This is a genomic window from Halalkalibacter flavus (assembly GCF_036663575.1).
GTDB classification, from domain to species: Bacteria; Bacillota; Bacilli; order Bacillales; family Bacillaceae_D; genus Halalkalibacter; species Halalkalibacter flavus.
Window position 1 is genome coordinate 1 of record NZ_JAWRVK010000053.1, and the last position, 26487, is coordinate 26487.

Sequence of the window (26487 nt, forward strand, 5' to 3'; positions counted from 1 at the left end):
CAAAAAGCTTAAAACCTTTACGGCGGCTTCGCTCATTGCTTTGAGCAACAAGAAAAAGGCCAAAAACCGGCCTTTTTAAATCTTCCCTGGCTTACTCAATGTTGGGCAATGGCTTCTCTCGCCGTGCGCTTTTTGAGAAGGGCACTCAAAAAGCTTAAAACCTTTACGGCGGCTTCGCTCATTGCTTTGAGCAACAAGAAAAAGGCCAAAAACCGGCCTTTTTCTTGTTGCTCTTATACATTAAATCTAAAGTGGACTACATCTCCGTCTTGGACGACGTATTCTTTTCCTTCTAGTCGTACTTTTCCTCTTTCTTTAGCGACAGCCATTGTTCCAGCGTCGACTAAATCATCATAGGATACTACCTCTGCGCGAATAAAGCCGCGTTCGAAGTCAGTATGGATAATTCCTGCTGCTTGAGGAGCTTTTGTTCCTTTTCTGAAAGTCCATGCTCGTACTTCTTGGACACCTGCTGTGAAATATGTTTGTAACCCAAGTAAGTCATAAGCTGCACGGATCAATTGATCAAGCCCTGATTCTTTGATTCCTAATTCTTCAAGGAACATTTCCTTTTCTTCGCCTTCCAGCTCGGCAATTTCCGATTCAATTTTGGCACAAACAAGAATAACTTGACTGCCTTCCGCTGAAGCAAACTCTTTTACTTGTTTTACATAATCATTATCTTCTGGTGAAAGCAAGTCTTCTTCACTTACATTGGCTACATAAAGAACCGGCTTACTTGTAAGAAGGTGAAGTTGTTTTACAATTTTTTGTTGCTCATCTGTAAATTCAATGCTGCGCGCTGGTTTTTCTTCTTCAAATGCATTGCGAAGAAGTTCTAGTACTTCTAACTCAGCGACCGCTTCTTTATCTTTTGTCTTTGCTAATTTAGCTACACGTGTAATACGCTTTTCAATCGATTCGAAATCAGCCAAAATTAGTTCAAGGTTAATCACTTCAATGTCACGAATCGGATTAACTCCTCCAGAAACGTGAGTAATGTTATCGTCGGCAAAACAACGAACAACATGTGAAATTGCATCAACTTGGCGAATGTGCGAAAGAAACTTATTTCCTAACCCTTCCCCTTTACTTGCCCCTTCCACAATTCCAGCAATATCTGTAAATTCAAATGCAGTAGGGATTGTTTTTTTCGGTTCTACAAGTTCTGTTAGCTTTTGCAGGCGGTGGTCAGGTACCTCTACGATTCCCACATTCGGATCAATCGTACAGAAAGGGTAATTTGCTGATTCAGCTCCAGCTTGTGTAATTGCATTAAACAAAGTCGACTTTCCCACATTTGGCAAACCGACGATTCCAGTTGTTAAAGCCAAAATACTCACTTCCTTCTTCTATTATATGAACGTAAATAACAGCAATAAGAGCAAAACTTTGTGTGAATAAAAAAAATAAAAAACCTTCTTAACCATACCAATTATAGTGATTACACAATAAAAAGACAAGGCAATATAGGGACGTGACCTATTTATCGCCTTGCTCTTTAAGACCCTTGCTCTATTACTTTTTTTAGTTTCTTAGCAAAATCCTTTCGAGGAAGCATGACACTATGCTCACAACCGAGGCACTTAATACGGACATCCATCCCCATCCGAATGATCTTCCAACGATTTTCCCCACAAGGATGCTGCTTTTTCATCTCTACAACATCATGGAGAGCAAACTCTTTATTAACCATACAGGATGCCTCCTTTTTCAAACAGCCTTTTATTGGTTGTTATTATACACGAAAAAGGCTTCCTGAGTCGAGAATCCTATATCTTTTTCGTTAGACATTTAAAGTGCAATATATTAACTGATCCTGATTCCGCTAAAAGAGAGAAAAGCAATTCTAAAGAGGCGAAGTGGATCCTGGTTCCTTTAAAGTCATAAAATCACTTGAAATATAGGTCGAAACAGGGGAATAACGGAATAAGGATCGCTCAAAACAGCAAAGCGAATCCTCTAGCAGCACTCATTCCGCTATTAAAATAGAATTCAAATTTAATGGATTCATTCTCAAAAAAGTTGATTTGCTCATATTTATTTATCTTTTTCTACTAAAAGGGTAGCTTGAGTTAAAAAAGTCGATAATATTATAAAAACGCAATGGGACAACTCCATTGCGTTTCTCCTGTTAATAATAGAAAACTAAATTGCGAATTTAATTCTTCTTCCTCTCAACCGAACCCTTATGATTCAACTAGACTCTCCTTCCCGCTTCCCTACTTTGACTGCAGCGCCTTATGGTTCATGATCGGATACAACAAAATGGAAGCCAAAACAAATAAGTTTAACACGCCGTAGAGTGGGTAAAGAACAGAAATAAGAGTTGAAAAACCAAATGTCGTCAGTGGTGCCATAATTGCAATTAACAAAAGAGCAATTAACCAAGCTGGCCCTTTTACCCAGGCTCTCATCCTTGATAGTAATCCAAATATACCAGCTGCTGCTGTTGTATAAATAGCAAGCCATAATAAAGCTGACATAATTAACATCATAAAATAGGGATAATGTTTCAAAATTGCGAATAGCGGGATTTCATACAACATAATATCACTAGCTACTTGAAGCAATGACTCGTTATACAAAAATGAAATTGAACCTAAGATAATCCCGCTCCCTAATGAGGCAATCCACATCTCTCCCTTATGCTTTATTTCGTGACCTATCGCACCTAGAACAGCAATTAGAGGCAAAATATTTAGTGCTGTAAACGTTAAAGCAGACGGCCAATTATGCTGTGCGTCTACTTTAAATTCAATAGGAAATCCTTTTAAAGATTGAAACGCTAGTAAAATAGCAATTAAAAAAACGATGAGAATAGGAATGATGAAAGCATTCATCGATGTCATTCCCTTCGTATCCCACAGGAAAAGTATGACCACCATTCCTCCTATGATGAGAGTACCTAGCCAGTAAGGGATATGAATAACTTCTAACGTCGCCCCACCTCCAGCGAGCATGATAACCGTTGTAGAAAATAAATAAATGATAATCATAACGTCATACATCTGAGAGAGACGTTTTCCCATCAATACATGCAGCACAGGTAAATAATGTTTTGACTTATTTTCATAGCTAATATTTAAGATCACTTTCACTGAAATAATAAAAAGAACGGCAAAAAGAATAATTGCTAGTCCACTTTCAGCACCAAAAAATTCCCATAGTTCTCTTCCTGAAGCATATCCAGCTCCAATCATTGTACCTATTATTAAAAACATCCACTTTAGCCCATTTCCCCACATCTGAAATCCTCTCCTCGCCCTCTACTAAGTGCTATATAAAAGTGTTTGATCATAAACACATCAATGAAGATAATGTGAACTGTTTATGTATAGAAAGGAAAAAAGTTCCGTATACTGTTACTACTATGGCAAAGGAGGCGAGGTTATGAGTACAAACCATCGTCTGTTTGGAAAAAAAAGTTCTCCCATCCGTGTTCATATGGAAGATGCAACAGCGGTTAAGCAATTATCTGATCAACTTTTTAATATGACGGAAATTCATAGTAAGCGTGACCTCGTCGTTGTTTGTATCGGTACTGATCGTTCTACTGGTGATTCACTAGGTCCGTTAATTGGAACAAAATTAGAAACTGCTCACTTGAGGAGATTCCATGTTTATGGAACATTAGAAAATCCAGTACATGCTGTAAATCTAGAAAATCGTTTAGCAGAAATAAAAGAAAACCATTCCAGACCTTTTATTTTAGCCATTGATGCTTGTCTTGGTAGGATGAATAGTGTTGGAAAAATCTCATTAGCAGACGGCCCTGTACAACCAGGTGCTGCTGTTCAAAAGAAACTCCCTTCTATTGGTGATATTCATATGACAGGTATTGTCAACATTGGGGGGATGATGGAGTATTTTGTTTTACAAAACACAAGGTTACACACCGTGATGCAAATGGCAGAGACAATGGCAGAGACAATCGTAGCAACCGACCAACGTCTTCCTGAACAAATTGCTTCTACATCTCTCTTGCAATCATTACGTTTAAAGCCACAAATCTTATTGCGCTCCAAAAATGAAACGCCACTGTAGAATTCATCTACAGTGGCGTTTCATTTAACTATTAGGCAATTAACCAATGTAATGCATAGCGGTAACAAGCATTGCTACAACTACAATGCTAGGTAGTAAATTGGCTACCCTTATTTGCAAAATTCCTAATATATTTAAACCAATTGCAATAATCATAACTCCTCCAGTTGCTGTCATTTCAACAATGAAGTTATCCATTAGCACAGTCGGTACAAATTGGTTGATTTGTGTTGCAAGTAGCGCAATTCCACCTTGATAAAGCACGACTGGAATAGCTGAGAAGATCACGCCTATTCCTAACGTTGAAGTGAAAATAAGGGCTGAGAACCCATCAAGCAGCGACTTCGTATAAAGAACAGAATGATCACCACGTAAGCCGCTATCTAATGCACCGAGAATCGCCATCGCACCAACAACGTAAATTAATGTAGCTGTGACAAAAGCTTTTGCAACTGCTCCATCTTCTTTCGCCCCTACTTTCGTCTCAATCCAAGCACCTACTCGATTTAAACATTCCTCTATATCTATTTTCTCTCCAATAACTCCACCAATAACAAGACTACCAATGACAATGAGAAACTGTTCGCTTTTAAGAGCCATTCCAATTCCTAAAACGACAACAGCAAGAGCAATCCCTTGCATCGTCGTTGTTTTCATTTTTTCTGGTATGTTTCGAACTAATAAACCTACAACTGCAGCTACCACAATGGCAAGGCCATTGACAAGCGTTCCCGTTAAAACCATTCTCTCTTCTCCTCGTTTACAAAAATGCCATTCTAATCTCTTCTATTGCCTCCAAAAGTGTATCCACTTCTTTTATCGTATTATACGGACCAAAACTTACGCGAATAAGTCCTTTCTCACTAGTCTGTAATGCTTGGTGAGTTTTTGGCGCGCAGTGCATTCCTGCTCGAACAGCAATTTGATAATGCTCATCTAAGATCATCGCAGCTTCATGGCTTTCAACCCCATCTATTTCAAAAGGAATGACCGCAACCCTCTTTGACAAATCAGATGGTCCATAACTACTTACTCCTGAAATGACCGCAAGTCCTTTTAAGAAATGATCCATAAGCTCTTTTTCATGTTTCCATATATCCTCTATTCCCATCTCAACGACTGCATCGATTCCGGCTGATAGACCTGCAATACCTGGTGTATTTAATGTACCAGCCTCGTACCGATTAGGCCAACTATGTGGTTGATGAAGAAGCTCAGATTGACTTCCTGTCCCTCCTACCACTAATGGAGATAGATTATAATCATCTTTTGATATTAAAACTCCAGTCCCTTGTGGTCCTAATAAAGATTTATGTCCAGCAAAAGCTAGTAAATCAATCCCTTCTTCCTCTATATCAATAGGAATTGTTCCAGCTGTTTGAGAAGCGTCTAGCAAAACGACAATCTCTCGCTCTTTCGCAATCTTTGACACCTCACTTATTGAAACAACAGCACCAGTTACATTGGATGCATGAGAAATAGCAAACATACGCGTCTTCCCAGTGCAAGCCTTTATAAACTCTTCAACAGCAATGACTCCATCTTCATTTGGCTCAACATATGTAATAGTAATCCCTTTTTCTGATGCGAGCTTTTCAAGTGGCCTTATAATGGAATTATGTTCAAACATCGTTGCTACAACATGGTCTCCTTCTTGGAAGGGGAAACCAAGTATTGCCTGATTAAGAGCCATCGTTGCATTTTGATAAAACCAAACATGCTTTTTATTCGGCGCATTAAACATCGTCGCTATTTTCTTTCTCGCTTGTTCAATAACTCCTCTCGCTTGTTCAGCGAGCTTATGCCCACCACGACCGGGATTTGCGCTATAGCTAGCAACAGCTTCATGCATGGCTATAGCCACTTGTTCTGGCTTTGGGTATGATGATGCGGCATGATCAAAATATATCATTTGCTTTTGTCCTTTCCTCCATTAATCAAGTGAGTGCACTCACAGTAACACACTTTGCCATTTAATCATACAAAAAGAAGGCGACCAAATAAGTCACCTTCTTCTACGATAATACAAGAAGCACCAAGTTTCCACTTTCTTGTATTCATGTAGGACTGAATCTAAGTTCCCTTGTTATGAACGGTTCTCAGAATCTAACAATTGAACAATCCGTTCCAAATCTTCTTCTGAAAAATAATCAATTTCTATTTTTCCTTTTTTCTTACCTGGTTTAATAGCAACCGATGTTCCCAAACGGGTCCTAAGTACATCTTGTCTCTCTTTTAGAAAAGGAGTAAGCGTCACTTTTTTACGACTTGTTTCACGTGGAACTCTCTCATTGATTTGATTGACTAACTCTTCAACTTCACGGACACTTAACTTATCTTGCAAAATTTTCTCAAGAAGGGCTGACAACTTTTGCTTATCTTTTAAGCCCAATAAAGCTCGTCCATGCCCCATTGAAAGTTTGCCATCTGAAATAAACTCTTGAACTAATTTAGGAAGATTCAACAAACGCAGGTGATTAGCAATATGAGGTCGACTCTTCCCTAAGCGAGTTGCAAGCTGCTCTTGAGTCATCGATAAATGCTCCATTAACTTCTCATAGGCAGTTGCTTCCTCAATAGGATTTAAATCCTCACGTTGAAGATTTTCAATAAGAGCTAGCTCCATCATCTTTTGCTCATCTAATTCTTTAATGACAACAGGAACTTCCTTTAAGCCAGCTTTCTGTGCTGCACGAAAGCGTCTTTCACCAACGACAATTTCATAGCCTTTTATACTTTTTCTCGCAATAATCGGCTGCAAAATACCATGCTCAGCAATAGATTCTGAAAGCTCTACTATTGCCTGTTCTGTGAAAGTTTTCCGAGGTTGATAAGGATTCGGACGTAATTGCGACACTGCAATTTGTTCAACTTTATCTTGGATCTCCTCGTTCGGTTCAGGAAAAAACGCTTGTAACCCTTTACCTAACCCTTTCGCCACTCGCCACCACTTCCTTTGCTAGATCTACATACACCTCTGCACCTCGTGATTTAGCATCATACGTTATAATTGGTTGTCCATGACTTGGTGCTTCACCTAAGCGAACATTTCTAGGGATAATCGTATCAAACACCTTTTCACGAAAATACTTTTTCACTTCCTCAATAACTTGTATTCCAAGGTTCGTTCGAGCATCTAACATCGTTAATAGGACCCCTTCAATTTCAAGATCTGTATTTAGATGTTTCTGAACAAGACGAACTGTATTTAATAATTGACTCAATCCTTCTAGTGCGTAGTATTCACACTGAACAGGGATTAAAACTGAATCTGACGCTGTTAAAGCATTAATTGTCAATAACCCTAAAGAAGGTGGACAATCAATAAAAATAAAATCATAGTTTTCTGCAACTGTTGACATAGCTCGCTTCAAACGAACCTCTCGTGAAATCGTTGGAACAAGTTCAATCTCTGCACCTGATAATTGAATGGTAGAAGGTAAAACATCTAAGCGTTCCACAGATGTTGATTTGATTACATCAACCGCTTCAACATCTTCGACAAGAATATCATAGACACACTCATCGACATCACCTTTTTCAACACCTACTCCACTTGTTGCATTCCCTTGTGGATCAATGTCAACAAGCAAAACTCTTTTACCAATATGCGCTAAACAAGCACTTAAATTGACAGCCGTCGTCGTTTTGCCGACGCCACCTTTTTGATTTGCTACAGCAATGATTTTGGCCACGCTGTCACCTACTTTCCATCCATGACTCGAACTCTTTTATTTTAACACAATTTGTCGCAATCTTTTTTATAAAAATATCGAAAAAACAAAGAGGATCTACCAAAAGATCATTTCTTGACCTTTGGTAGATCCTCAAAACCTTTTGATAGATCCTCAGAAGCAATGAGCTAAGCCGTCGCATGCTTTTAATGAATGATGTTTCATGCTGAAAACTTGCTTTGCACACACAAAAATTTAACTCATGTTTTCTCATATAAGGTACGCGACGAATATATCATTGCAAATAGAATGATAGATTATTATTTTTTAGGAATTCGTATTGTAAATTGATAAAATTCATCATGCTCTTCTTCATCTGTATCTACATGTAACCCACTCTTCACTACCATATCAACTGACTGACGAATGGTATTCATTGCAATACGCATATCTTTTGAGTACGATTTGCGTGTCGGTTTCTTTTTCTGATTGGGCTGCCCTTCTAGAAGAACCTTTACTCTTTCTTCTGTCTGCTTTACATTCAATTGTTTTTCTAAAATTTCTTCTAACAATTTCACTTGTAGTTCTTCGTTTTTTAATGATAGCAATGCACGTGCATGCCGTTCAGAAATCTGGCGTTCCAGTATTGCATTTTGGACAGCTTCTGGTAAATTCAACAAGCGCAATTTATTAGCAACCGTTGACTGACCTTTTCCGAGACGCTGAGCTAAGCTCTCTTGTGTTAAGCCATGCAAGTCTATTAGTTTTGCATAAGCAATCGCCTCTTCAATTGCTGTTAATCCTTCTCTTTGAAGGTTCTCAATTAATGCAACAGATGCAGTTTGAGAATCATTGAACTCTTTAACGAGTGCAGGGATCTTCTCCCATCCGAGCTTTGTTACCGCTCGCCATCTACGTTCGCCTGCAATGATTTCAAACTTACCGTCCCTCTCCCGTACCACAATCGGTTGAATAACACCATGTGTTCGGATCGTTTGAGCCAGTTCAGCAATTCGTTCTTCATCAAATACTGTTCGCGGCTGAAAACGATTTGGTACTATATCTGAAACAATTATTTCCCTAACCTCTTCATTGCTGCTTCCTTCATTTGCTTCTTCGTTTCCACTAACTTCAACCTCTGCCTGCTTGTCACTAAAGCCAAAAAGGCGTGAAAACGGTTGCCTCATCGCCTGACACCACCTTCTGATAGTAACCGTCTTAGATTTAATTCGACATTCACGTGCTTTAGTCCTTCTTTTAGCCATACTTCATTTATAGCCTGCACACCATACAGCGTCAAGTGAACGTTCTGTTCAAAAAATAGGTAACCCCATTAAACTAATAACATTATACTATTTTACTAGACTTCTAACAAAGTCTCATTATCCAAATTATCACTGCCTTAAGAATAGCCTTAGGGCTATGTTCCACGTGGAACATAGCTTATAAAGGCATTTTATTTGGTGTCCCTGGCTTTCTTGGGTATTTCTTGGGAGTTGGTTTCACTTTTGACAATTGAATAATGTGGCGCTCACTCTCTTCAATTGGTAATAAGAATGAGTCATCTGCTTTCACTTTCCCACCTAGTACTTTTATTGCTTTTTCAGCATCTTTTAATTCTTCAGATGCCCCTGCACCCTTTAATGCAATAAAGTCACCTTTTTCTTTTACTAAAGGCAAACATAGCTCAGAAAGTACGGAAAGCCTAGCAACTGCACGTGCAGTCGCTATATCATATTGTTCTCGATGCTGCGGGTTTTGACCAAACGTTTCTGCTCGATCATGGTAAAATGAAACCTTTTCTAACCCGAGTTCATTTGCTAAATGCTCTAAAAACCCAATCCGCTTTTTGAGTGAATCAACAATACTAACATGTACTTCTGGATAGATTATTTTCAGGGGAATACTTGGAAACCCAGCACCTGCACCTACATCAATTAATTTCTTTCCATCCTCAAAATCATAATAAAAACTCGCTGTAATTGAATCGTAAAAATGTTTTAAATACACATCATCTTCTTCTGTGATGGCAGTTAAATTCATTTTTTCGTTCCACTCAACTAACAGTTGATAATACAACTGGAACTGTTGCTCTTGTTTAGCTGAAAGCTGTATTCCTTTTTCTTTCAATAAAGAACTGAATTGTTTTTTACTCATGACGACTCTCCATATATACTTATTGGGTTTTCGCTAACCTTCCTTGTTCTAGGTACACAAGGAGAATGGAAATATCAGCAGGATTTACACCTGATACCCTTGATGCCTGCCCTACTGAAAGCGGACGGACTTCGGCTAACTTCTGTCTAGCTTCTGTAGCTAAACCATTAATAGCAGAGTAATCTAGATTCTCAGGAATCTTTTTGTTTTCCATTTTCTTCGAGCGCTCTACTTGCTGAAGTTGTTTGCCAATGTACCCTTCATACTTCACTTGAATTTCCACTTGCTCTGTAACATCCTCAGATAATGGTTCTTCAGGAGGTTCAATTACTTTCGCCACATCTGGATAAGTTAGTTCCGGTCTTTTTAGCAGCATTGTGGCACGGACTGCTTCTTGCATTGGAGCAGAACCAACTTGTTCAAGTAACTCTTTCACTTGTTCAGAAGGTTTCACGATAATCCCTTCTAAACGTTTCTTTTCTTCAGCAATTTGTTCTTTTTTGTTCAAAAAGCGGTCATAACGCTCTTTTGAAATCAAACCAATTTCGTACCCTTTCTCCGTTAAACGTAGGTCTGCATTATCATGACGCAGAAGCAATCGATACTCCGCACGTGAAGTAAGCAATCGATACGGCTCATTGGTACCTTTTGTTACAAGGTCATCAATAAGTACTCCAATGTACGCTTCAGAGCGGTCAAGGATGATTCCTTCTTTTCCTTGTGCTTTTCTTGCAGCATTGATTCCTGCCATAATACCTTGACCTGCCGCTTCCTCATAACCAGAAGTTCCATTAATTTGCCCTGCTGTGAACAAACCAGGAACCTTCTTGGTTTCAAGTGTTGGCCATAGTTGCGTTGGAACCATTGCATCGTATTCAATCGCATAACCAGGGCGCATCATTCTTACATTTTGAAGACCAGGAACTGTTTTTAATATTTCTAACTGCACATCCTCAGGTAAGCTTGTCGATAAGCCTTGAACATACACTTCTGAAGTATTTCTTCCCTCTGGCTCCAGAAAAATTTGATGACGCGGTTTATCATTGAAACGAACAATTTTATCTTCAATTGATGGACAATAGCGCGGCCCTGTTCCTTCAATCATACCTGAATACATAGGAGATCTACTTAAATTGTTGTTAATAATTTGATGAGTATCTTCACTTGTATATGTTAACCAGCAAGGAAGCTGATCTGTAATATATTTTGTCGTTTCATATGAAAATGCACGCGGTTTATCATCACCTGGTTGGATTTCAGTTTGATCGTAATCAATCGTACTTCCATTCACACGAGGCGGCGTCCCTGTTTTAAAACGAACCATATCAAATCCAAGCTCTTTTAAATGATATGATAACTGCACAGACGGCTGCATGTTATTAGGTCCACTTTCATAACTTAGATCACCAATGATAATTTTGCCTCTCAGGTAAGTGCCTGTCGTAATAACAACTGCTTTCGCTTTATACTCAGCACCAGTATTCGTTATAACTCCTTTACAAACACCGCCTTCAATAATTAATCGTTCAACCATCCCTTGACGTAATAGAAGATTTTCATTTTCCTCTATTGTTTTCTTCATTTCATGTTGGTAAAGGTATTTATCTGCTTGTGCACGTAATGCACGCACAGCTGGTCCCTTTCCTGTATTAAGCATTCGCATTTGAATATGGGTCTTATCAATATTCCTCCCCATTTCACCACCTAATGCATCAATTTCCCGTACAACAATACCTTTTGCAGGACCACCAACCGATGGATTACAAGGCATATATGCAACTGCATCTAAGTTCAGTGTTAACATTAACGTTTTTGCTCCCATTCTTGCTGCTGCAAGTCCAGCTTCAACCCCTGCATGTCCTGCACCAACAACAATGACATCAAATTGACCACCTTGATAATTCACAAAACTAACCTCCTTAGTGAGAATGCCCAGTTGTCCTGGCACCTTTTATTTTGAATTAAATATAAATTTATACTTATGCATTGCAGTTCACTTGCTGACTCAAACATACCCAGCTATTTCCCTAAACAAAACTGAGAGAACAGCTGATCAATTAGACTCTCTTGAACACTGTCACCAATTATTTCACCAAGCAGTTCCCACGTTCTTGTAACATCTATTTGAACGAGATCAATCGGAACGCCCATTTCGATTGCACCGACTGCATCTTCAATTGTTGACTTCGCTTGTTCTAGTAAAGCAATATGCCTTGTATTGGATACATACGTAACATCATCACCTTCAATTTCACCTTCGAAAAACAAATCAGCAATTGCTTGTTCAAGCTGATCGACTCCCTCATCACGAAGGAGTGAGGTAGTAACTAACGGACGGTCTGCTGCTAGCTTTTTCACTTTCTCTAGATCAATCTTTTGCTCAACATCGGTCTTATTAACAATGACAATAACGTTCATTTTTTCTACAGCTTCAAACAGCGCTTCATCTTCGGAAGATAATTCCTCTCCATAGTTTAACACTAATAGAATTAGATCTGCTTTTTTCAACACTTCTCTCGAACGTTCTACACCGATACGTTCAACAATATCTTCTGTTTCACGAATTCCAGCTGTATCAACGAGCCTTAACGGAACACCTTTTACATTTACATACTCTTCAATAATATCTCTTGTTGTTCCTGCCACATCTGTTACAATCGCCTTATTTTCATGAACAAGACTATTTAATAATGATGATTTCCCTACATTCGGACGACCGATAATAACTGTAGATAGACCTTCACGCAAGATTTTTCCTTGCTTGGCCGTTCCGAGCAACTTATCAATTTCATTTATAACAAAAGTAGCTTTTTCTTGTAACATGCCATGCGTCATCGTCTCAGCATCATATTCAGGATAATCAATATTGACTTCAACATGTGCAACAGTCTCTAACAAAGCTTGACGCAAAACGCCAATTTTTTTCGACAAACGTCCATCTACTTGTTTCAGTGCGACATTCATCGCGCGGTCTGTTTTTGCACGAATTAAGTCAATAACCCCTTCAGCTTGAGATAAGTCTATTCTCCCATTTAAAAAAGCCCGCTTCGTGAATTCCCCTGGTTCAGCCAGTCTAGCTCCGTATCTTAGTGCCAATTGCAGAACTCGATTAACAGAAAGCAACCCACCATGACAATTGATTTCAACTACATCCTCACGAGTAAATGTTTTTGGTGCTCGCATAACCGAGACCATCGCTTCTTCTACCCGCTCATTTGATGATGAATCAACGATATGTCCATAAACAATTGTATGACTCGGAACATTAGAAAGCTTATCTTTTCCACTATACAGTTTGTCAGCTATTTGAATAGCGTCTTCACCACTTAATCGAACTATTCCAATAGCCCCTTCCCCAAGCGCGGTTGATATTGCTGCTATTGTATCAAACTCCATTACCTCTCACCTCATTTGTCACGATCTTGTTCTTATTTTTATTAGTATCGACTTACTTTACAATTCATATAGCCTATAAAGGACGGTTCTTTTATTTTAAATAAAAACTTTATTATAGAAGAAGATATAGCTAATAAAAAGAGATAAGCTAACTTCCATTATACTCTCTATAAAAAAATCCTCCACCATGAAAGAGAGGCTGTTGAAAAAGGATGAGCTTCTCCTTTTTCAACAGCCTCGAGGATTTCTACTTTTATTGAGGCTTAATGACAATATGTCGGTTTGCCCCTTTTCCTTCTGATTCTGTTACAACACCAGGAACGGATTTAAGCCTTTCATGAACGATTTTTCGCTCAAGGGCATTCATTGCCTCTAAAGGTAGTGATTTTCTCGTATCCTTTGCTTTTTTTGCTACACGGTCAGCAAGCTGTTCGAGTGTCTGCTTTCGTCGTTCACGATAATTTCCAATATCAAGTTCCATGCGTGTGTATGATTGATCTTGCCGATTTCCAACAAGGTTTGTTAAATACTCGAGAGCCTCTAACGTTTGTCCTCGTTTCCCTATTAATCGACCTACCTCTTTAGAATCTGCTAATTCAAGCAACACACGATCTTTTAAAGGTGTTTTCGTAATGACGGTTTCATGACCCATTAATCGAACAGTCTCCTCTAAGAAGCTTTGCGCTACTTCAACCGGATCAGGTAGAACATGGGCTTCAATTTTTGCAGGCTTCGAACCTATAATACCTAAAAAACCTTTTTGAGGCTCCTCTATTACACGGTATGAAAGTTTCTCTCTTGTTATCTGCAATTCATTCATTGCATTTGCAATGGCCTCATCAACTGTCTTCCCTATCACGGTTATATGCGTCACTTCTTTTTACCTCCCTTTTTTGCCTTACTCGGTTGTTTCGCAGCTGCATTTTCTTCTGCCTTTTTCCCGACATTTGGCCCAGTGATAAAATAAGTTTGAGCGATCATAAAGATGTTACCAACTACCCAATAAAGCGTAAGTGCCGTTGGGAAGAAAATAGCAAATACGAAGATCATAATCGGCATTACATATAATAAAATTTTCATTTGTGGGTTATCTGTTACCATCATCATCTTTTGCTGGATAAATGTTGTGATCCCCGCAACAATTGGAAGAATGAAAAATGGGTCAGGCGTCCCTAATTCAAACCATAAAAATGGTTGGTTACCAATTTCTCCTGTACGCATAATCGCATGATAAAACGCAAGTAAAATTGGCATTTGAATAAACAACGGCAAACAACCAGCTAATGGGTTAACCCCATGTTCTTGGAACATTGCCATCATTTCTTGTTGTAACTTTTGTTGAGTCTTTTGGTCTTTCGCACTATATTTTTCGCGAAGCTTTTGCATCTCTGGTTGAATCGCTTGCATCGCTTTTGCACTCTTTGTTTGTTTAATCATTAAAGGCAAAATTAAAATACGTAAAAGAATCGTAACGACAATAATAGAAAGTCCATAGCTTCCATTAAAAATATCTGCAAAATAAATGATTAACCATGATAAAGGATAAACCAAATATGAATCCCAAAAGCCAGTACTATCTTTTGTAATTGGTTCTTCAATATTGAAACATCCTGTCATTAAAACAAGAAGCCCAATCATCATGGCCACCAAGCCAAATTTTTTCAGCACGAGTTCTCCTCCTTGTCCCTCTTACATCATATATATATATGAAAAGCCTACTCTAACAGAATAAACTCACTTTAAAAGATCGATCTATGTTTGCTTTACTTTTTTAAGTACTCTCGCCTTCCTTAATACATGAAGCAAGCTTTGTTCGACTTCTGTAAAGCTCATGGAGGCAGCTGGCTTTCTAGCGATCACAACATAATCAGTATTTTTTTCAATAGAGTCTTCTTTCAAGCGAAATACTTCTCGAATATAGCGCTTTACTTGATTGCGTGTGACGGCATTGCCAACCTTCTTACTGACAGATAATCCAAGTCTAAATGGACCTTGTCCTTCCTTTGGCAATTTATATAGAACAAACTGCCGATTTGCAACGGATTGTCCATTTTTAAATACCTTTGAGAATTCTTCATTCGTTTTAACCCGTTGCTCTTTTCTCAAGAAATACACTCCTTAACAAATAAGAACTCTTTCATCCCTATCTACTAAATACGCATCTTTAACAGAAGAAAAAGACCACTGACATTCAGTGGCCTATGCAGATAAAACTTTTCTTCCTTTACGACGACGACGAGCTAATACTTTACGGCCATTTTTTGTGCTCATACGTGCACGGAAACCGTGTACCTTTTTACGCTTACGGTTATTCGGTTGGAATGTTGGTTTTCCCATTTATTACACCTCCCTGAGGATTAACTATATCTTAAAGACATTCTTGTAAATTATAAGGAACGAGCAGGTGCTTTGTCAAGAGTAAGAACGAAAAGGACGATCTTTCCTTTTCGTTCTTACTCTTAGCGGTGTGCGGAGCCGCTGCTTTCTTTTTAGCCTAAAGGAGCGCTCTTCTCCGTTAGGCGTGCAGCGCGTGGAGCCACCCGCAACCATGTTCGCTCTCTTATGACAAAAAGAACCGCCCTTCTCAAAAAGCGCACGGCGTGTGAAGCCACCACAATCTATATTCGCTCTTTCTATGTAAAAAAGGCTGCCCTTTGCCTTTTTCTATCTACTCTTAGCAGTACACGGAGCCTCTGCTTTCTTATTAACCTAAAGGAGCACTCTTCTCCGTTAGACGTGCAGCGCGCGGAGCCACCACAATCCATGTTCGCTCTCTCAATTAGGAAAAGGATCAACCTTTCTTCTCTCTCCCTCACTTAAAGTCAACCTTCACCTTCCAAATCTTCTCTCCTTCTTTTTTAAGCCACCGGTTCCTCCAGAAATCAATTCAACAATCTATATATAGAAAAAATAGTTCTTCTCTCTTTCGACAAAAACCCCACCTAGTTTTCCACATCTTCTAGAAGAAGCTATTATCAATACGTAACTTTACCCACTCTCCTCATAACTCTTTCTAAAAAACTCTATAACATTCCATACAAACCAACATATTAATCATCTTTTCATCATACTCTAATAAAAACCCCCGATTCTATTAACACGATGTACAAAAGTCTCCCAAATCACATCTGTGGATAAACACATTCTGACACCTTTCGACTTCTCCCTGAATTTATCGACAAGTTACACACATATCTTGTGCTGTGGATAAAAACAGAACACAAGATGCTGTGTTATGTGGATAAATACAACAAACCGTTGCGGTTGAGGTATTTTTTTGCTATGATTGAATTGTTTTCACTCGTGGGCAAGTAAAACTTCATATTTTTTGTCCACAACCTGTGGGTAACTTTGTGGACATTTATTGATTATTGTTAATTCAGTTGTCCACAAACTGTTTAGAACTCACTTTTTGACGTTTTTCTACTATATTATAATTTTTACACATTTACGTGTGAATGTATATTTATTCGACTGCATCCACCAACTTGTACAAAGGTTCGACAAGTTGGTGGTCGTTCGTTCGTTATTTAGAAAAGAAGGAGGGGGAACTTTTGGAGAACATCCATGACCTATGGGAACAGGCCCTTGCTGAAATTGAAAAAAAAGTGAGTAAGCCTAGTTTTGAAACATGGCTAAAAGCCACAAAAGCTAATGATATTCAAAACGATATGATCATCATTACTGCACCTAATGAATTTGCACGTGACTGGCTTGAAGATCATTATGCAGAGTTAACCTCTGACACGATTGAACAAATCACTGGCACACGTCTCAAACCTAAATTCGTCATTCCTCAACATGAAATGGAAGACGATTTTATTCCTGAACCAATACCAAGAAAGCAAGCAAAAGAAGAAGCCAATACTGCTAATACATCAAAAACGATGTTAAACGATAAATATATGTTTGATACATTTGTCATTGGGTCTGGTAACCGTTTTGCCCATGCAGCTTCACTCGCCGTAGCGGAAGCTCCGGCTAAAGCATACAATCCACTTTTTATCTATGGTGGTGTCGGACTTGGAAAAACCCATTTGATGCACGCAATTGGTCATTATGTAATGGATAACAATCCAAATGCGAAAGTGGTTTATTTGTCATCTGAAAAATTTACAAATGAATTCATTAACTCGATTCGTGACAACAAAGCCGTTAATTTTCGAAATAAATATCGAAATGTAGATGTACTTCTTATTGATGATATTCAATTTCTAGCTGGGAAAGAACAAACTCAAGAAGAATTCTTCCATACATTTAATGCTTTACATGAAGAATCGAAACAAATTGTCATCTCAAGTGACAGACCTCCTAAGGAGATTCCTACACTAGAAGATAGATTACGTTCACGATTTGAATGGGGCTTGATTACGGATATTACACCTCCTGATCTTGAAACGAGAATTGCTATCTTACGAAAAAAGGCTAAAGCTGAAAACCTTGATATTCCTAATGAAGTCATGCTTTACATCGCCAATCAAATAGATACGAATATTAGAGAGTTAGAAGGAGCGTTAATTCGCGTCGTTGCTTATTCTTCTCTTATAAACCAAGATATGAATGCAGATTTAGCTGCAGAAGCATTAAAGGATATTATTCCTAATTCGAAACCAAAAGTATTAACGATAACTGATATTCAGAAGTTAGTTGGGGAGCATTATCATGTGAAGCTAGAGGACTTTAAAGCAAAAAAACGTACAAAGTCAGTTGCTTTCCCAAGGCAAATTGCCATGTATTTATCAAGAGAACTAACAGATGCTTCATTGCCTAAAATCGGTAGTGAATTTGGAGGGCGCGATCATACAACCGTCATCCACGCACATGAAAAGATTTCTACATTGCTTGCTAGCGACCAAGAATTACAGGAAAAAATCCAAGAGTTAATGGATTTATTAAGAAATTAATAGTATTAGGAATCATAGAATTTGTGAACACTGTGAATAAAACGAACCAGCCTATTAACACATTATCAACATGTGGACAGGCTGGTATTTTGCTTAAAAATCAAGTTATCCACAAATCCACAAGCCCTATTACTATTATTATTATTCTTTTAAAAACATAAATATATTAATTAAGGAGTTTTAATATGCGGTTTTCTATTAATCGTGATCGTTTCGTTCATGATGTTCAAAATGTAGCAAAAGCTGTTTCTTCACGAACAACAATTCCTATATTAACAGGAATAAAAATTGTAGCTGGTAATGAAGGTCTAACTCTTACTGGCAGTGACTCGGATGTATCGATAGAAGTATTTATTCCTAAGGAAGAAGATGGATCTGAAATTGTTCAAATTGAAGAGAAAGGGAGCATTGTCTTACAGGCTCGTTTTTTCGCTGAAATTGTAAAAAAGTTACCTGGAACGAATGTTGAACTAATTGTCCAAGATCAATTCGCCACAACAATCCGCTCAGGTTCCTCTGTCTTTAATTTAAATGGACTTGATCCAGAAGAGTATCCGCGATTGCCGCAACTTGAGGAGGATTTATTATTCCGTTTGCCTCAAGACATGTTAAAGAACATGATTCGACAAACTGTATTCGCGGTGTCCACTCAGGAAACACGCCCGGTGTTGACAGGTGTAAACTTAGAGACTGAAGAAGGTGAATTGATCTGTACTGCAACAGATAGTCATCGTTTAGCAATGAGAAAAGCAACGATTGAGAAAAATGATGAATCATTGTCGTTTTCCAATGTGGTCATTCCTGGAAAGAGTTTAAATGAATTAAGTAAAATCATTGATGATACGAATGAACTTATTGATGTTGTAGTTACTGAAAATCAAATTCTTTTCAAGTTGAAAAACCTACTATTTTTCTCAAGGTTGCTTGAAGGAAAATATCCAGTTACAAAAAGTATGATACCTACTCAATCAAAAACATCGTTAAAATTAAAAACAAAACCATTCTTACAAACATTAGAACGAGCATTGTTGCTTTCAAGAGAAGGAAAGAATAACGTCATTAACTTAAAAACGTTAGATGGGGGCAATGTTGAGATTACTTCCATTTCTCCTGAAGTAGGAAAGGTAACAGAGAATATTGAAACGGAGATGCAGGGTGAAGATATGCGGATTTCTTTTAACGGGAAAAATATTATTGATGCGTTAAAAGTTATCGATAGTGAAGAAGTGAATATTACTTTTACAGGTGCAATGAGTCCGTTTGTTATTCGTCCAATTGAACATGACCACTATTTACATCTGTTTTCACCAGTCCGCACATATTAATCCATAAGAGGGATTGGCAAAAATCCTACACGTTTAGTACAATAAAAGAAGAATAACCAAATGAACGAGAAAAAAGACAGCAACTCACGTATGAATTGCTGTCTTCACTTTGCTACATAACTAGCTAAGAATGATCTTAATACAGAAAGAGTGATAAAGCATGGATTCAATCGTCATTTCAACAGCTTACATAACACTGGGGCAAATGCTGAAAGAAGCGGGAATCATTGATACAGGTGGTATGGCTAAATGGTATCTTTCTGAGTATGTTGTCTTTGTAAACGATGAAGAAGAAAATCGCCGTGGAAAAAAGTTAGTGCCAGGCGACATCGTAACGCTTGAAGATGGAACGAAATTTCAAATTGTTGCGAAATAGGGGGGATCGCTTTTGTATATAAAGCAACTTACTCTCAGACAATTCCGCAACTATAAAAAAGTAGAATTATCGTTTCATAAACAAGTAAATGTCTTTCTAGGGGAGAATGCACAAGGAAAAACCAATATCCTTGAATCAATTTTTGTGTTAGCTCTTGCTAAATCTCATCGAACTTCTAAAGATAAAGAGTTAATTGGATGGGGCGAAGAATTTGCGCGAGTTCAAGGAGAAATAGCTAAAAAAACAAGCTCGTTAGATATTGAACTAATCCTATCGGTAAAGGGAAAGAAAGGGAAAATCAACGGGCTTGAACAGAAAAAGCTAAGTGAGTATGTTGGTGCGGCGAATGTTGTCATGTTTGCACCTGAAGATTTGAACCTTGTCAAAGGGAGTCCACAAGTCCGTAGAAGGTTTTTGGATATGGAGCTAGGGCAAATTAGTCGTGTTTACTTACACCATTTAGGCATGTATCAAAAAGTGTTGAAGCAGCGGAACCACTTATTAAAAACATTGCAATTTGGTAAAGGTTCTAAAGAAATGTTAGATATTTTAACCGATCAAATGATTGTGTTAGCTGCAGAAGTGACGATAAGAAGATATGGGTTTATTAAGCGCCTGCAAACTTGGGCAGAGCAAATTCATCATGATGTGAGTAGAGGAAAAGAAAAATTAGAGATTCGGTATCTCTCATCCACTGACGTATCAGAAGACAAAGATTTGTCGAAAATAAAGGATGGATACTATCAAACATATCAAGAGCTGCGTGAACGGGAAATTCAACGAGGAGTGACTTTGTTTGGGCCTCATCGTGATGACCTTGCTTTTTCTATTAATGAGCGAGATGTTCAAACGTATGGATCTCAAGGTCAACAACGAACAACCGCGCTTGCCCTTAAATTAGCCGAAATTGAATTGATTTATTCAGAAATTGGTGAATATCCAATTCTTCTTTTGGATGATGTCTTATCTGAATTAGATGATTATAGACAGTCGCATCTTCTTCGAACGATTCAAGGTCGTGTACAAACGTTTGTTACCACAACAAATGTGAGTGGAATTGATGAACAAACATTGAATCAAGCAGCCATTTTCCATGTTTCAGAAGGAACGATCACTAAGTAAATGAGGCGGTGACACATTTGTTTATACACTTAGGCGGAGATGTCATAATTAGGTCTAAAGATATTATTGCGATATTAAATTGTGATGTGAAAGAACAATCACAAATTACAAGTACGTATCTAAAAGAAGAAGAAAAGAGAAAAAAGAAAATTGTTATTTCAACTGATTATATTAAGTCTATCGTTCTAACCAATGAGGAAGTATATTATTCCCCGGTATCCTCTTTAACCTTAAATCGAAGAGCTCAAGGCAAAGCATTAATGGATCTTCACCATGAGTATGATGAAGACAGTGAGACGTCATAGATTTTAATTAAATCCAATGTTAAAATAGAGTGTTCATAAGAATAGAGACAATGGCTTCACTAATAGGTGTAAGGTCATTGCCTGCAGGATGTAAAAAGGCAATTATGTCCTCTTTAGATCGATAATGAAGAATGAAGGTGAACAAAGTGACGAATGAACAACATTCAACACAACAGTCTTATGATGAAAGTCAAATACAAGTCTTAGAGGGCTTAGAAGCTGTTCGTAAGCGCCCTGGAATGTATATTGGTTCGACAAGCGCACGTGGATTACACCATCTTGTATGGGAAATCGTTGATAATAGTATTGATGAAGCAATGGCTGGTTACTGCGATACGATAAAAGTAACAATTGAAGAAGATAATAGTATTACCGTAGAAGATAACGGGCGTGGAATTCCTGTTGGTATTCATGAAAAGATGGGCCGACCAGCTGTTGAAGTTATTATGACGGTTCTCCATGCTGGAGGGAAATTTGGCGGCGGTGGATACAAAGTATCTGGTGGATTACACGGTGTAGGTGCTTCCGTTGTTAATGCTCTTTCAACAATTCTCGAAGTCAATGTACACCGCGAAGGGAAAATCCACTATCAAAAGTACGAGAAAGGTGTTCCTGCAGCTGATTTAGAAGTAATTGGCGAAACAGAAAAAAGAGGAACTGTCATCCATTTTAAACCTGACGCTGAGATCTTTCAGGAAACAACGACTTATGACTTTGATACACTTGCTACGCGGTTACGTGAATTAGCATTCTTAAATAAAGGATTAACGATTGTTATAGAGGACAAGCGTGAGGACGGGAAAGAAGCAAAGTATCACTATGAAGGTGGAATTGCTTCATTCGTTGAACATTTAAACCGTTCAAAAGAAGTATTACATGAAGAGCCGATCCATATTGAGAGTGAAAAGGATGGGCTAAATGTAGAAGTAGCTGTTCAATATAATGATAGCTACACGAGCAATATATACTCGTTTGCTAATAACATAAATACACACGAGGGTGGAACTCATGAATCTGGGTTTAAAACGGGTTTAACTCGTGTTATTAACGATTATGCTAGAAAGAATAGTCTCTTTAAGGAAACGGACCCTAACTTAACTGGTGATGATGTTCGTGAAGGGCTAACAGCGATCATTTCTGTTAAAATCCCAGATCCTCAATTTGAAGGACAAACGAAAACAAAGTTAGGAAATAGTGAAGCAAGAACGATTACAGATTCATTATTTAGTGAACATTTCTCACGTTTTCTTATTGAACATCCACAAGTAGCTAGAAAAATAGTTGAGAAGGGGTTAATGGCATCTAGAGCTAGAGAAGCTGCAAAGAAAGCACGTGAACTTACAAGACGAAAGAGTGCTCTTGAAGTTAGTTCTTTACCTGGAAAACTTGCAGATTGTTCTTCAAAAGATGCCTCAATAAGTGAAATTTATATTGTTGAGGGTGACTCAGCCGGAGGGTCAGCAAAACAAGGCCGAGATCGTCACTTCCAAGCTATTTTGCCTCTACGTGGAAAAATTATTAACGTGGAAAAAGCTAGATTGGATAAGATTCTTGCAAATAATGAAATTCGTGCTATGATTACGGCTTTTGGTACTGGAATTGGCGATGATTTTGACATTGAAAAGGCCCGCTACCATAAGATTATTATCATGACCGATGCCGATGTTGATGGTGCTCATATACGAACACTTATTTTAACGTTCTTCTATCGTTATATGCGTCCGTTAATTGAAAATGGCTATGTTTATATTGCACAACCACCTCTTTATCAGATTAAGCAAGGAAAAGAAGTGAGTTATGTTTATACAGATAAGGAATTAGAAGAAGCGCTTAAAGAAATTCCAAATAAAGATAAACTAGGTATTCAGCGTTATAAGGGGTTAGGTGAGATGAACCCAACACAACTATGGGAAACTACGATGGATCCAGAACATCGCACAGTCCTTCAAGTAACATTAGAAGACGCAATGAAAGCTGATGAGATATTTGAAATTTTAATGGGTGACCGTGTAGAACCGCGCCGTGATTTTATTCAAGAAAACGCGCAGTATGTGCAAAATCTTGATATATAGGCTTGAAGATGGAGGTTTAAGTAATGGCTGAGCAAGATCAATCTAGAGTGTTAGAAAGAAATATTAGTCAGGAAATGAAAGCATCCTTTATGGACTATGCGATGAGTGTTATCGTCAGCCGTGCCCTTCCTGATGTTCGTGACGGGTTGAAACCAGTACATCGACGTATTTTATTTGCAATGAATGAGCTAGGGATTACTTCTGATAAAGCTTATAAAAAATCTGCGCGTATTGTTGGGGAAGTAATTGGTAAGTATCACCCACATGGTGATTCTGCGGTTTATGAAACGATGGTTCGTATGGCACAAGACTTCAGCTTCCGCTATATGTTAGTTGATGGACACGGAAACTTTGGTTCTGTAGACGGGGATTCTGCAGCTGCAATGCGTTATACAGAAGCAAAGATGTCAAAAATATCAATGGAACTTGTCCGCGATATCAACAAAGATACCATTGATTATCAAGATAACTACGACGGCAGCGAGCGTGAGCCAATCGTTCTCCCAGCGAGATTTCCTAACCTGTTAGTCAATGGTGCTTCTGGGATTGCTGTAGGAATGGCAACGAACATTCCTCCTCACCAATTAGGTGAAGTGATTGATGGTGTATTGGCTCTGTCAAAAGACCGTGACATTAGTATTCCTGAATTAATGGAGTATATTCCAGGTCCAGATTTCCCAACAGGGGCTGAAATTTTAGGGCGTTCAGGAATTCGCAAAGCTTATCAAACAGGAAGAGGTTCGATAACGCTACGTGCGAAATCAAGTATTGAAGAGCATAATGGGAAGCCACGGATTATCTTCACTGAAATCCCGTACCAAGTAAATAAAGCACGTTTAATTGAAAAGATTGCTGAGTTAGTTCGTGACAAGAAAATTGAGGGCATAACGGATTTACGTGATGAATCGGATCGTACAGGGATGCGTATTGTAATAGAACTTAGACGTGACGTAAACGCCAATGTTTTACTTAATAATCTATATAAGCAAACAGCACTTCAATCAAGTTTTGGTATTAACCTTTTAGCTTTAGTAGGTGGACAACCAAAAGTACTAAACTTAAAAGAATGCCTTGAACATTATTTAGATCACCAAATTGAAGTCATTCGTCGTCGTACGGCTTTTGAACTACGTAAAGCGGAAGCACGTGCTCATATTCTAGAAGGATTACGTATAGCACTTGATCATCTGGATGAAGTCATTAGCTTGATCCGTGCATCACAAACAACTGAAATTGCTAGAAATGGTTTGATGGAACGTTTTGAACTTAGCTATGAGCAAGCACAAGCGATTCTAGATATGCGTCTTCAACGTCTAACAGGTTTAGAGCGTGACAAGATTGAGGGTGAATATCAAGACTTAGTTGCTCGAATTGCAGAATTAAAGGCGATCTTAGCCGACGAAGAAAAAGTACTAGAAATTATCCGTGAAGAGCTTACTGAAGTAAAGGATAAGTTTAATGACGAGCGTCGTACGGTTATTTCAATGAGTGAAGATAGCTTTGAAGATGAAGATCTCATTCCACGTTCAAATATAGCCATTACGATTTCTCACAATGGATATATTAAACGTCTTCCAATTTCGACTTATCGTAATCAAAGACGTGGTGGAAAAGGAATTCAAGCGATGGGAACAAATGATAATGACTTTGTTCAGCATTTGTTTACAACGAGCTCTCACCACACGATCCTTTTCTTCACAAACAAAGGAAAAGTGTATCGTCTAAAAGGATATGAAATCCCAGAGCTTGGACGTACAGCTAAAGGGATCCCGATTATAAATCTCTTACAAATTGAACAAGGTGAGTACATTAGTACAGTCATTCCTATTGAAGAGTTTACTGAGGATGCTTATTTATTCTTCTTAACAAAATATGGGGTTGCAAAACGTACTGAACTTTCTTCTTTTGCTAATATTAGAAAAGGTGGGTTGTTCGCTATTAACCTCCGAGAAGATGATGAGCTTCATGGTGTTCGACTAACTGATGGAGAGCAAGAATTAATTATTGGTACAAAACAAGGGATGTCAATCAGATTCCCTGAAAATGATGTTCGTTTAATGGGTAGAACTGCAGCTGGAGTAAAAGGTATTTCCCTTTCTGAAGATGATCATGTTGTTGGAATGGATATTATCGAAGAAGGCCATGAAGTATTGATCGTTACAGAGAAGGGTTATGGAAAACGAACTCCAATTGAAGAGTACCGTATCCAAAATCGTGGTGGTAAAGGAATAAAAACATGTAATATTACTGAGCGTAATGGGACTCTTGTCTCTTTGAAAGTTGTTTCTTCTGAGCATGACATTATGATTATTACGGCAAGTGGGGTTATTATCCGAATGAATGTTGATGGCATTTCAACTACAGGCCGTAATACGCAAGGGGTAACGTTAATCAGAGTAAATGAAGGCGAAGAAGTAGCTACGGTTGCTAGAGTTGACATTGACGATGAGGACGTTGAAGAAGGCGTTGAAGAAACGGAATCAAGTGACGGCAATGTGGCAGTTGAAGGAGAGCAAGAAAATGTAGCTGAGGCAACGGAAGAAGAGGAAGAATAATATAATTGAGACTGTTAGGAGGATGCCTCCTAGCAGTCTTTTTATGTTAAAAAGGTCTTCATGCGATGACATCCGAACGTTATTACCGCTCTAAGCGATCGCCATTCCAAGTATTAGAGGATATTTCAAAAGAGCAATTTGGTAAATTTGATATCAAAGTTGTCCAAAATTAATTCAAAGTCTTGTTTTAGTAGCAGTGGGAAGCCAGATTCGATTAAGTAATGAGCAAGAAGCAGAAATTATTTTTTTGAGCAAGAATCATCGACAAGACCTATGGTTAAACTGATTTCGACTGGAGAGATCGTACAATTAACAAAAAACCTACTATTTATATTGAGGAAATTATAAATATGTAAAAAAATAGTTGCATTAAACTTTAAGACTGTGGTATATTATTTCTTGTCGCCATAACGATTTGAAAAATCAACAAAAAAACAATTTGACATTATAATTTCATTTTGTTATAATAATTAAGTTGCTATAAACGACACATTAGTTCTTTGAAAACTGAACAAAAGCCAAGCGAAATAGAGATACATGATATCTCGTTAATT

Annotated in this window: 23 protein-coding genes; 8 read left to right on the forward strand and 15 right to left on the reverse strand. The window is 38.2% G+C overall.

Features of this window, described 5'->3' with window-relative positions; all coding sequences use genetic code 11:
* Positions 1 to 233: 233 nt before the first annotated feature.
* From ychF to SAY88_RS22040, 3 genes are all read right to left on the reverse strand, one after another.
* A complete protein-coding gene (gene ychF / locus SAY88_RS22030; RefSeq protein ID WP_332634375.1) occupies positions 234 to 1334 on the reverse strand; it encodes a redox-regulated ATPase YchF in 1101 nt (366 codons plus the stop codon).
* A gap of 167 nt (positions 1335 to 1501) precedes the next feature.
* A complete protein-coding gene (locus SAY88_RS22035; RefSeq protein WP_250096389.1) occupies positions 1502 to 1696 on the reverse strand; it encodes a DUF951 domain-containing protein in 195 nt (64 codons plus the stop codon).
* Positions 1697 to 2222: 526 nt separating this feature from the next.
* Positions 2223 to 3248: a YkvI family membrane protein gene (locus SAY88_RS22040; RefSeq protein WP_332634377.1), complete on the reverse strand. Its 1026-nt coding sequence runs from the start codon at positions 3246 to 3248 to the stop codon at positions 2223 to 2225.
* A 145-nt stretch (positions 3249 to 3393) separates the two neighbouring features.
* Here SAY88_RS22040 and yyaC point away from each other — a divergent pair, with 145 nt between their 5' ends.
* Positions 3394 to 4047 (forward strand): spore protease YyaC, encoded by a 654-nt coding sequence (yyaC, locus tag SAY88_RS22045; protein ID WP_332634378.1) that lies wholly within the window; start codon positions 3394 to 3396, stop codon positions 4045 to 4047.
* Between the two features lie 39 nt (positions 4048 to 4086).
* Here yyaC and SAY88_RS22050 read toward each other — a convergent pair whose 3' ends face one another.
* The 12 genes from SAY88_RS22050 to rpmH form a co-directional block, all read right to left on the reverse strand.
* The gene (locus SAY88_RS22050; RefSeq protein ID WP_332634380.1) at positions 4087 to 4791 is read right to left on the reverse strand and encodes a DUF554 domain-containing protein; all 705 of its coding nucleotides are present in this window, start codon (positions 4789 to 4791) and stop codon (positions 4087 to 4089) included.
* Between the two features lie 16 nt (positions 4792 to 4807).
* Positions 4808 to 5959 carry an aminotransferase class V-fold PLP-dependent enzyme gene (locus SAY88_RS22055; RefSeq protein ID WP_332634381.1) on the reverse strand — a complete coding sequence of 384 codons (1152 nt, stop codon included), beginning with the start codon at positions 5957 to 5959 and terminating at the stop codon, positions 4808 to 4810.
* A 174-nt stretch (positions 5960 to 6133) separates the two neighbouring features.
* Positions 6134 to 6988 carry a ParB/RepB/Spo0J family partition protein gene (locus tag SAY88_RS22060; RefSeq protein ID WP_332634382.1) on the reverse strand — a complete coding sequence of 285 codons (855 nt, stop codon included), beginning with the start codon at positions 6986 to 6988 and terminating at the stop codon, positions 6134 to 6136.
* Complete coding sequence (locus SAY88_RS22065) at positions 6969 to 7742, reverse strand: ParA family protein (protein WP_332634383.1); 774 nt, start codon at positions 7740 to 7742, stop codon at positions 6969 to 6971. Before SAY88_RS22065 ends, SAY88_RS22060 begins: the two co-directional genes overlap by 20 nt.
* Positions 7743 to 8041: 299 nt before the next feature.
* Entirely contained in the window at positions 8042 to 8908 is an 867-nt protein-coding gene (gene noc, locus SAY88_RS22070; protein WP_332634384.1) for a nucleoid occlusion protein, read from the reverse strand.
* 256 nt (positions 8909 to 9164) lie between these two features.
* The gene (rsmG, locus tag SAY88_RS22075; protein WP_332634386.1) at positions 9165 to 9878 is read right to left on the reverse strand and encodes a 16S rRNA (guanine(527)-N(7))-methyltransferase RsmG; all 714 of its coding nucleotides are present in this window, start codon (positions 9876 to 9878) and stop codon (positions 9165 to 9167) included.
* A gap of 19 nt (positions 9879 to 9897) precedes the next feature.
* A complete protein-coding gene (mnmG, locus tag SAY88_RS22080; protein WP_332634387.1) occupies positions 9898 to 11784 on the reverse strand; it encodes a tRNA uridine-5-carboxymethylaminomethyl(34) synthesis enzyme MnmG in 1887 nt (628 codons plus the stop codon).
* 113 nt (positions 11785 to 11897) lie between these two features.
* On the reverse strand, positions 11898 to 13274 hold the full coding sequence (mnmE, locus tag SAY88_RS22085) for a tRNA uridine-5-carboxymethylaminomethyl(34) synthesis GTPase MnmE (protein ID WP_332634388.1): 1377 nt from the start codon (positions 13272 to 13274) through the stop codon (positions 11898 to 11900).
* 253 nt (positions 13275 to 13527) lie between these two features.
* Complete coding sequence (gene jag, locus SAY88_RS22090; protein WP_332634389.1) at positions 13528 to 14148, reverse strand: RNA-binding cell elongation regulator Jag/EloR; 621 nt, start codon at positions 14146 to 14148, stop codon at positions 13528 to 13530.
* On the reverse strand, positions 14145 to 14942 hold the full coding sequence (spoIIIJ, locus tag SAY88_RS22095) for a YidC family membrane integrase SpoIIIJ (RefSeq protein WP_332634391.1): 798 nt from the start codon (positions 14940 to 14942) through the stop codon (positions 14145 to 14147). Before spoIIIJ ends, jag begins: the two co-directional genes overlap by 4 nt.
* Positions 14943 to 15026: 84 nt before the next feature.
* A complete protein-coding gene (gene rnpA / locus SAY88_RS22100) occupies positions 15027 to 15380 on the reverse strand; it encodes a ribonuclease P protein component (RefSeq protein ID WP_332634392.1) in 354 nt (117 codons plus the stop codon).
* Between the two features lie 93 nt (positions 15381 to 15473).
* Entirely contained in the window at positions 15474 to 15611 is a 138-nt protein-coding gene (gene rpmH / locus SAY88_RS22105) for a 50S ribosomal protein L34 (protein ID WP_003323480.1), read from the reverse strand.
* Positions 15612 to 16828: 1217 nt separating this feature from the next.
* Between rpmH and dnaA the strand changes: the two genes are divergently transcribed.
* The 7 genes from dnaA to gyrA all read left to right on the forward strand — a co-directional run bounded on the left by dnaA (position 16829) and on the right by gyrA (position 25933).
* Positions 16829 to 18178 carry a chromosomal replication initiator protein DnaA gene (gene dnaA / locus SAY88_RS22110; RefSeq protein ID WP_332634398.1) on the forward strand — a complete coding sequence of 450 codons (1350 nt, stop codon included), beginning with the start codon at positions 16829 to 16831 and terminating at the stop codon, positions 18176 to 18178.
* A 185-nt stretch (positions 18179 to 18363) separates the two neighbouring features.
* Positions 18364 to 19503 carry a DNA polymerase III subunit beta gene (dnaN, locus tag SAY88_RS22115; RefSeq protein ID WP_332634399.1) on the forward strand — a complete coding sequence of 380 codons (1140 nt, stop codon included), beginning with the start codon at positions 18364 to 18366 and terminating at the stop codon, positions 19501 to 19503.
* A 160-nt stretch (positions 19504 to 19663) separates the two neighbouring features.
* On the forward strand, positions 19664 to 19879 hold the full coding sequence (yaaA, locus tag SAY88_RS22120) for a S4 domain-containing protein YaaA (RefSeq protein WP_250096373.1): 216 nt from the start codon (positions 19664 to 19666) through the stop codon (positions 19877 to 19879).
* A 12-nt stretch (positions 19880 to 19891) separates the two neighbouring features.
* On the forward strand, positions 19892 to 21001 hold the full coding sequence (recF, locus tag SAY88_RS22125; RefSeq protein WP_332634401.1) for a DNA replication/repair protein RecF: 1110 nt from the start codon (positions 19892 to 19894) through the stop codon (positions 20999 to 21001).
* A 17-nt stretch (positions 21002 to 21018) separates the two neighbouring features.
* Positions 21019 to 21306, forward strand: coding sequence for an extracellular matrix regulator RemB (remB, locus tag SAY88_RS22130; protein WP_332634403.1), 288 nt, complete (start codon positions 21019 to 21021; stop codon positions 21304 to 21306).
* 131 nt (positions 21307 to 21437) lie between these two features.
* Complete coding sequence (gene gyrB / locus SAY88_RS22135; protein WP_332634404.1) at positions 21438 to 23378, forward strand: DNA topoisomerase (ATP-hydrolyzing) subunit B; 1941 nt, start codon at positions 21438 to 21440, stop codon at positions 23376 to 23378.
* A gap of 23 nt (positions 23379 to 23401) precedes the next feature.
* On the forward strand, positions 23402 to 25933 hold the full coding sequence (gene gyrA / locus SAY88_RS22140; RefSeq protein ID WP_332634406.1) for a DNA gyrase subunit A: 2532 nt from the start codon (positions 23402 to 23404) through the stop codon (positions 25931 to 25933).
* Positions 25934 to 26487: the final 554 nt, after the last annotated feature.

Bases quoted from the DNA above. Each gene is read 5' to 3' on its own strand.
- dnaN (WP_332634399.1), top strand. From the start codon at position 18,364: ATGCGGTTTTCTATTAATCGTGATCGTTTCGTTCATGATGTTCAAAAT.
- gyrA (WP_332634406.1), top strand. From the start codon at position 23,402: ATGGCTGAGCAAGATCAATCTAGAGTGTTAGAAAGAAATATTAGTCAG.
- rsmG (WP_332634386.1), bottom strand. From the start codon at position 9,878: ATGAGTAAAAAACAATTCAGTTCTTTATTGAAAGAAAAAGGAATACAG.
- rpmH (WP_003323480.1), bottom strand. From the start codon at position 15,611: ATGGGAAAACCAACATTCCAACCGAATAACCGTAAGCGTAAAAAGGTA.
- SAY88_RS22050 (WP_332634380.1), bottom strand. From the start codon at position 4,791: ATGGTTTTAACGGGAACGCTTGTCAATGGCCTTGCCATTGTGGTAGCT.
- yaaA (WP_250096373.1), top strand. From the start codon at position 19,664: ATGGATTCAATCGTCATTTCAACAGCTTACATAACACTGGGGCAAATG.
- mnmE (WP_332634388.1), bottom strand. From the start codon at position 13,274: ATGGAGTTTGATACAATAGCAGCAATATCAACCGCGCTTGGGGAAGGG.
- SAY88_RS22040 (WP_332634377.1), bottom strand. From the start codon at position 3,248: ATGTGGGGAAATGGGCTAAAGTGGATGTTTTTAATAATAGGTACAATG.
- gyrB (WP_332634404.1), top strand. From the start codon at position 21,438: ATGAAGGTGAACAAAGTGACGAATGAACAACATTCAACACAACAGTCT.
- SAY88_RS22035 (WP_250096389.1), bottom strand. From the start codon at position 1,696: ATGGTTAATAAAGAGTTTGCTCTCCATGATGTTGTAGAGATGAAAAAG.
- SAY88_RS22055 (WP_332634381.1), bottom strand. From the start codon at position 5,959: ATGATATATTTTGATCATGCCGCATCATCATACCCAAAGCCAGAACAA.
- noc (WP_332634384.1), bottom strand. From the start codon at position 8,908: ATGAGGCAACCGTTTTCACGCCTTTTTGGCTTTAGTGACAAGCAGGCA.
- yyaC (WP_332634378.1), top strand. From the start codon at position 3,394: ATGAGTACAAACCATCGTCTGTTTGGAAAAAAAAGTTCTCCCATCCGT.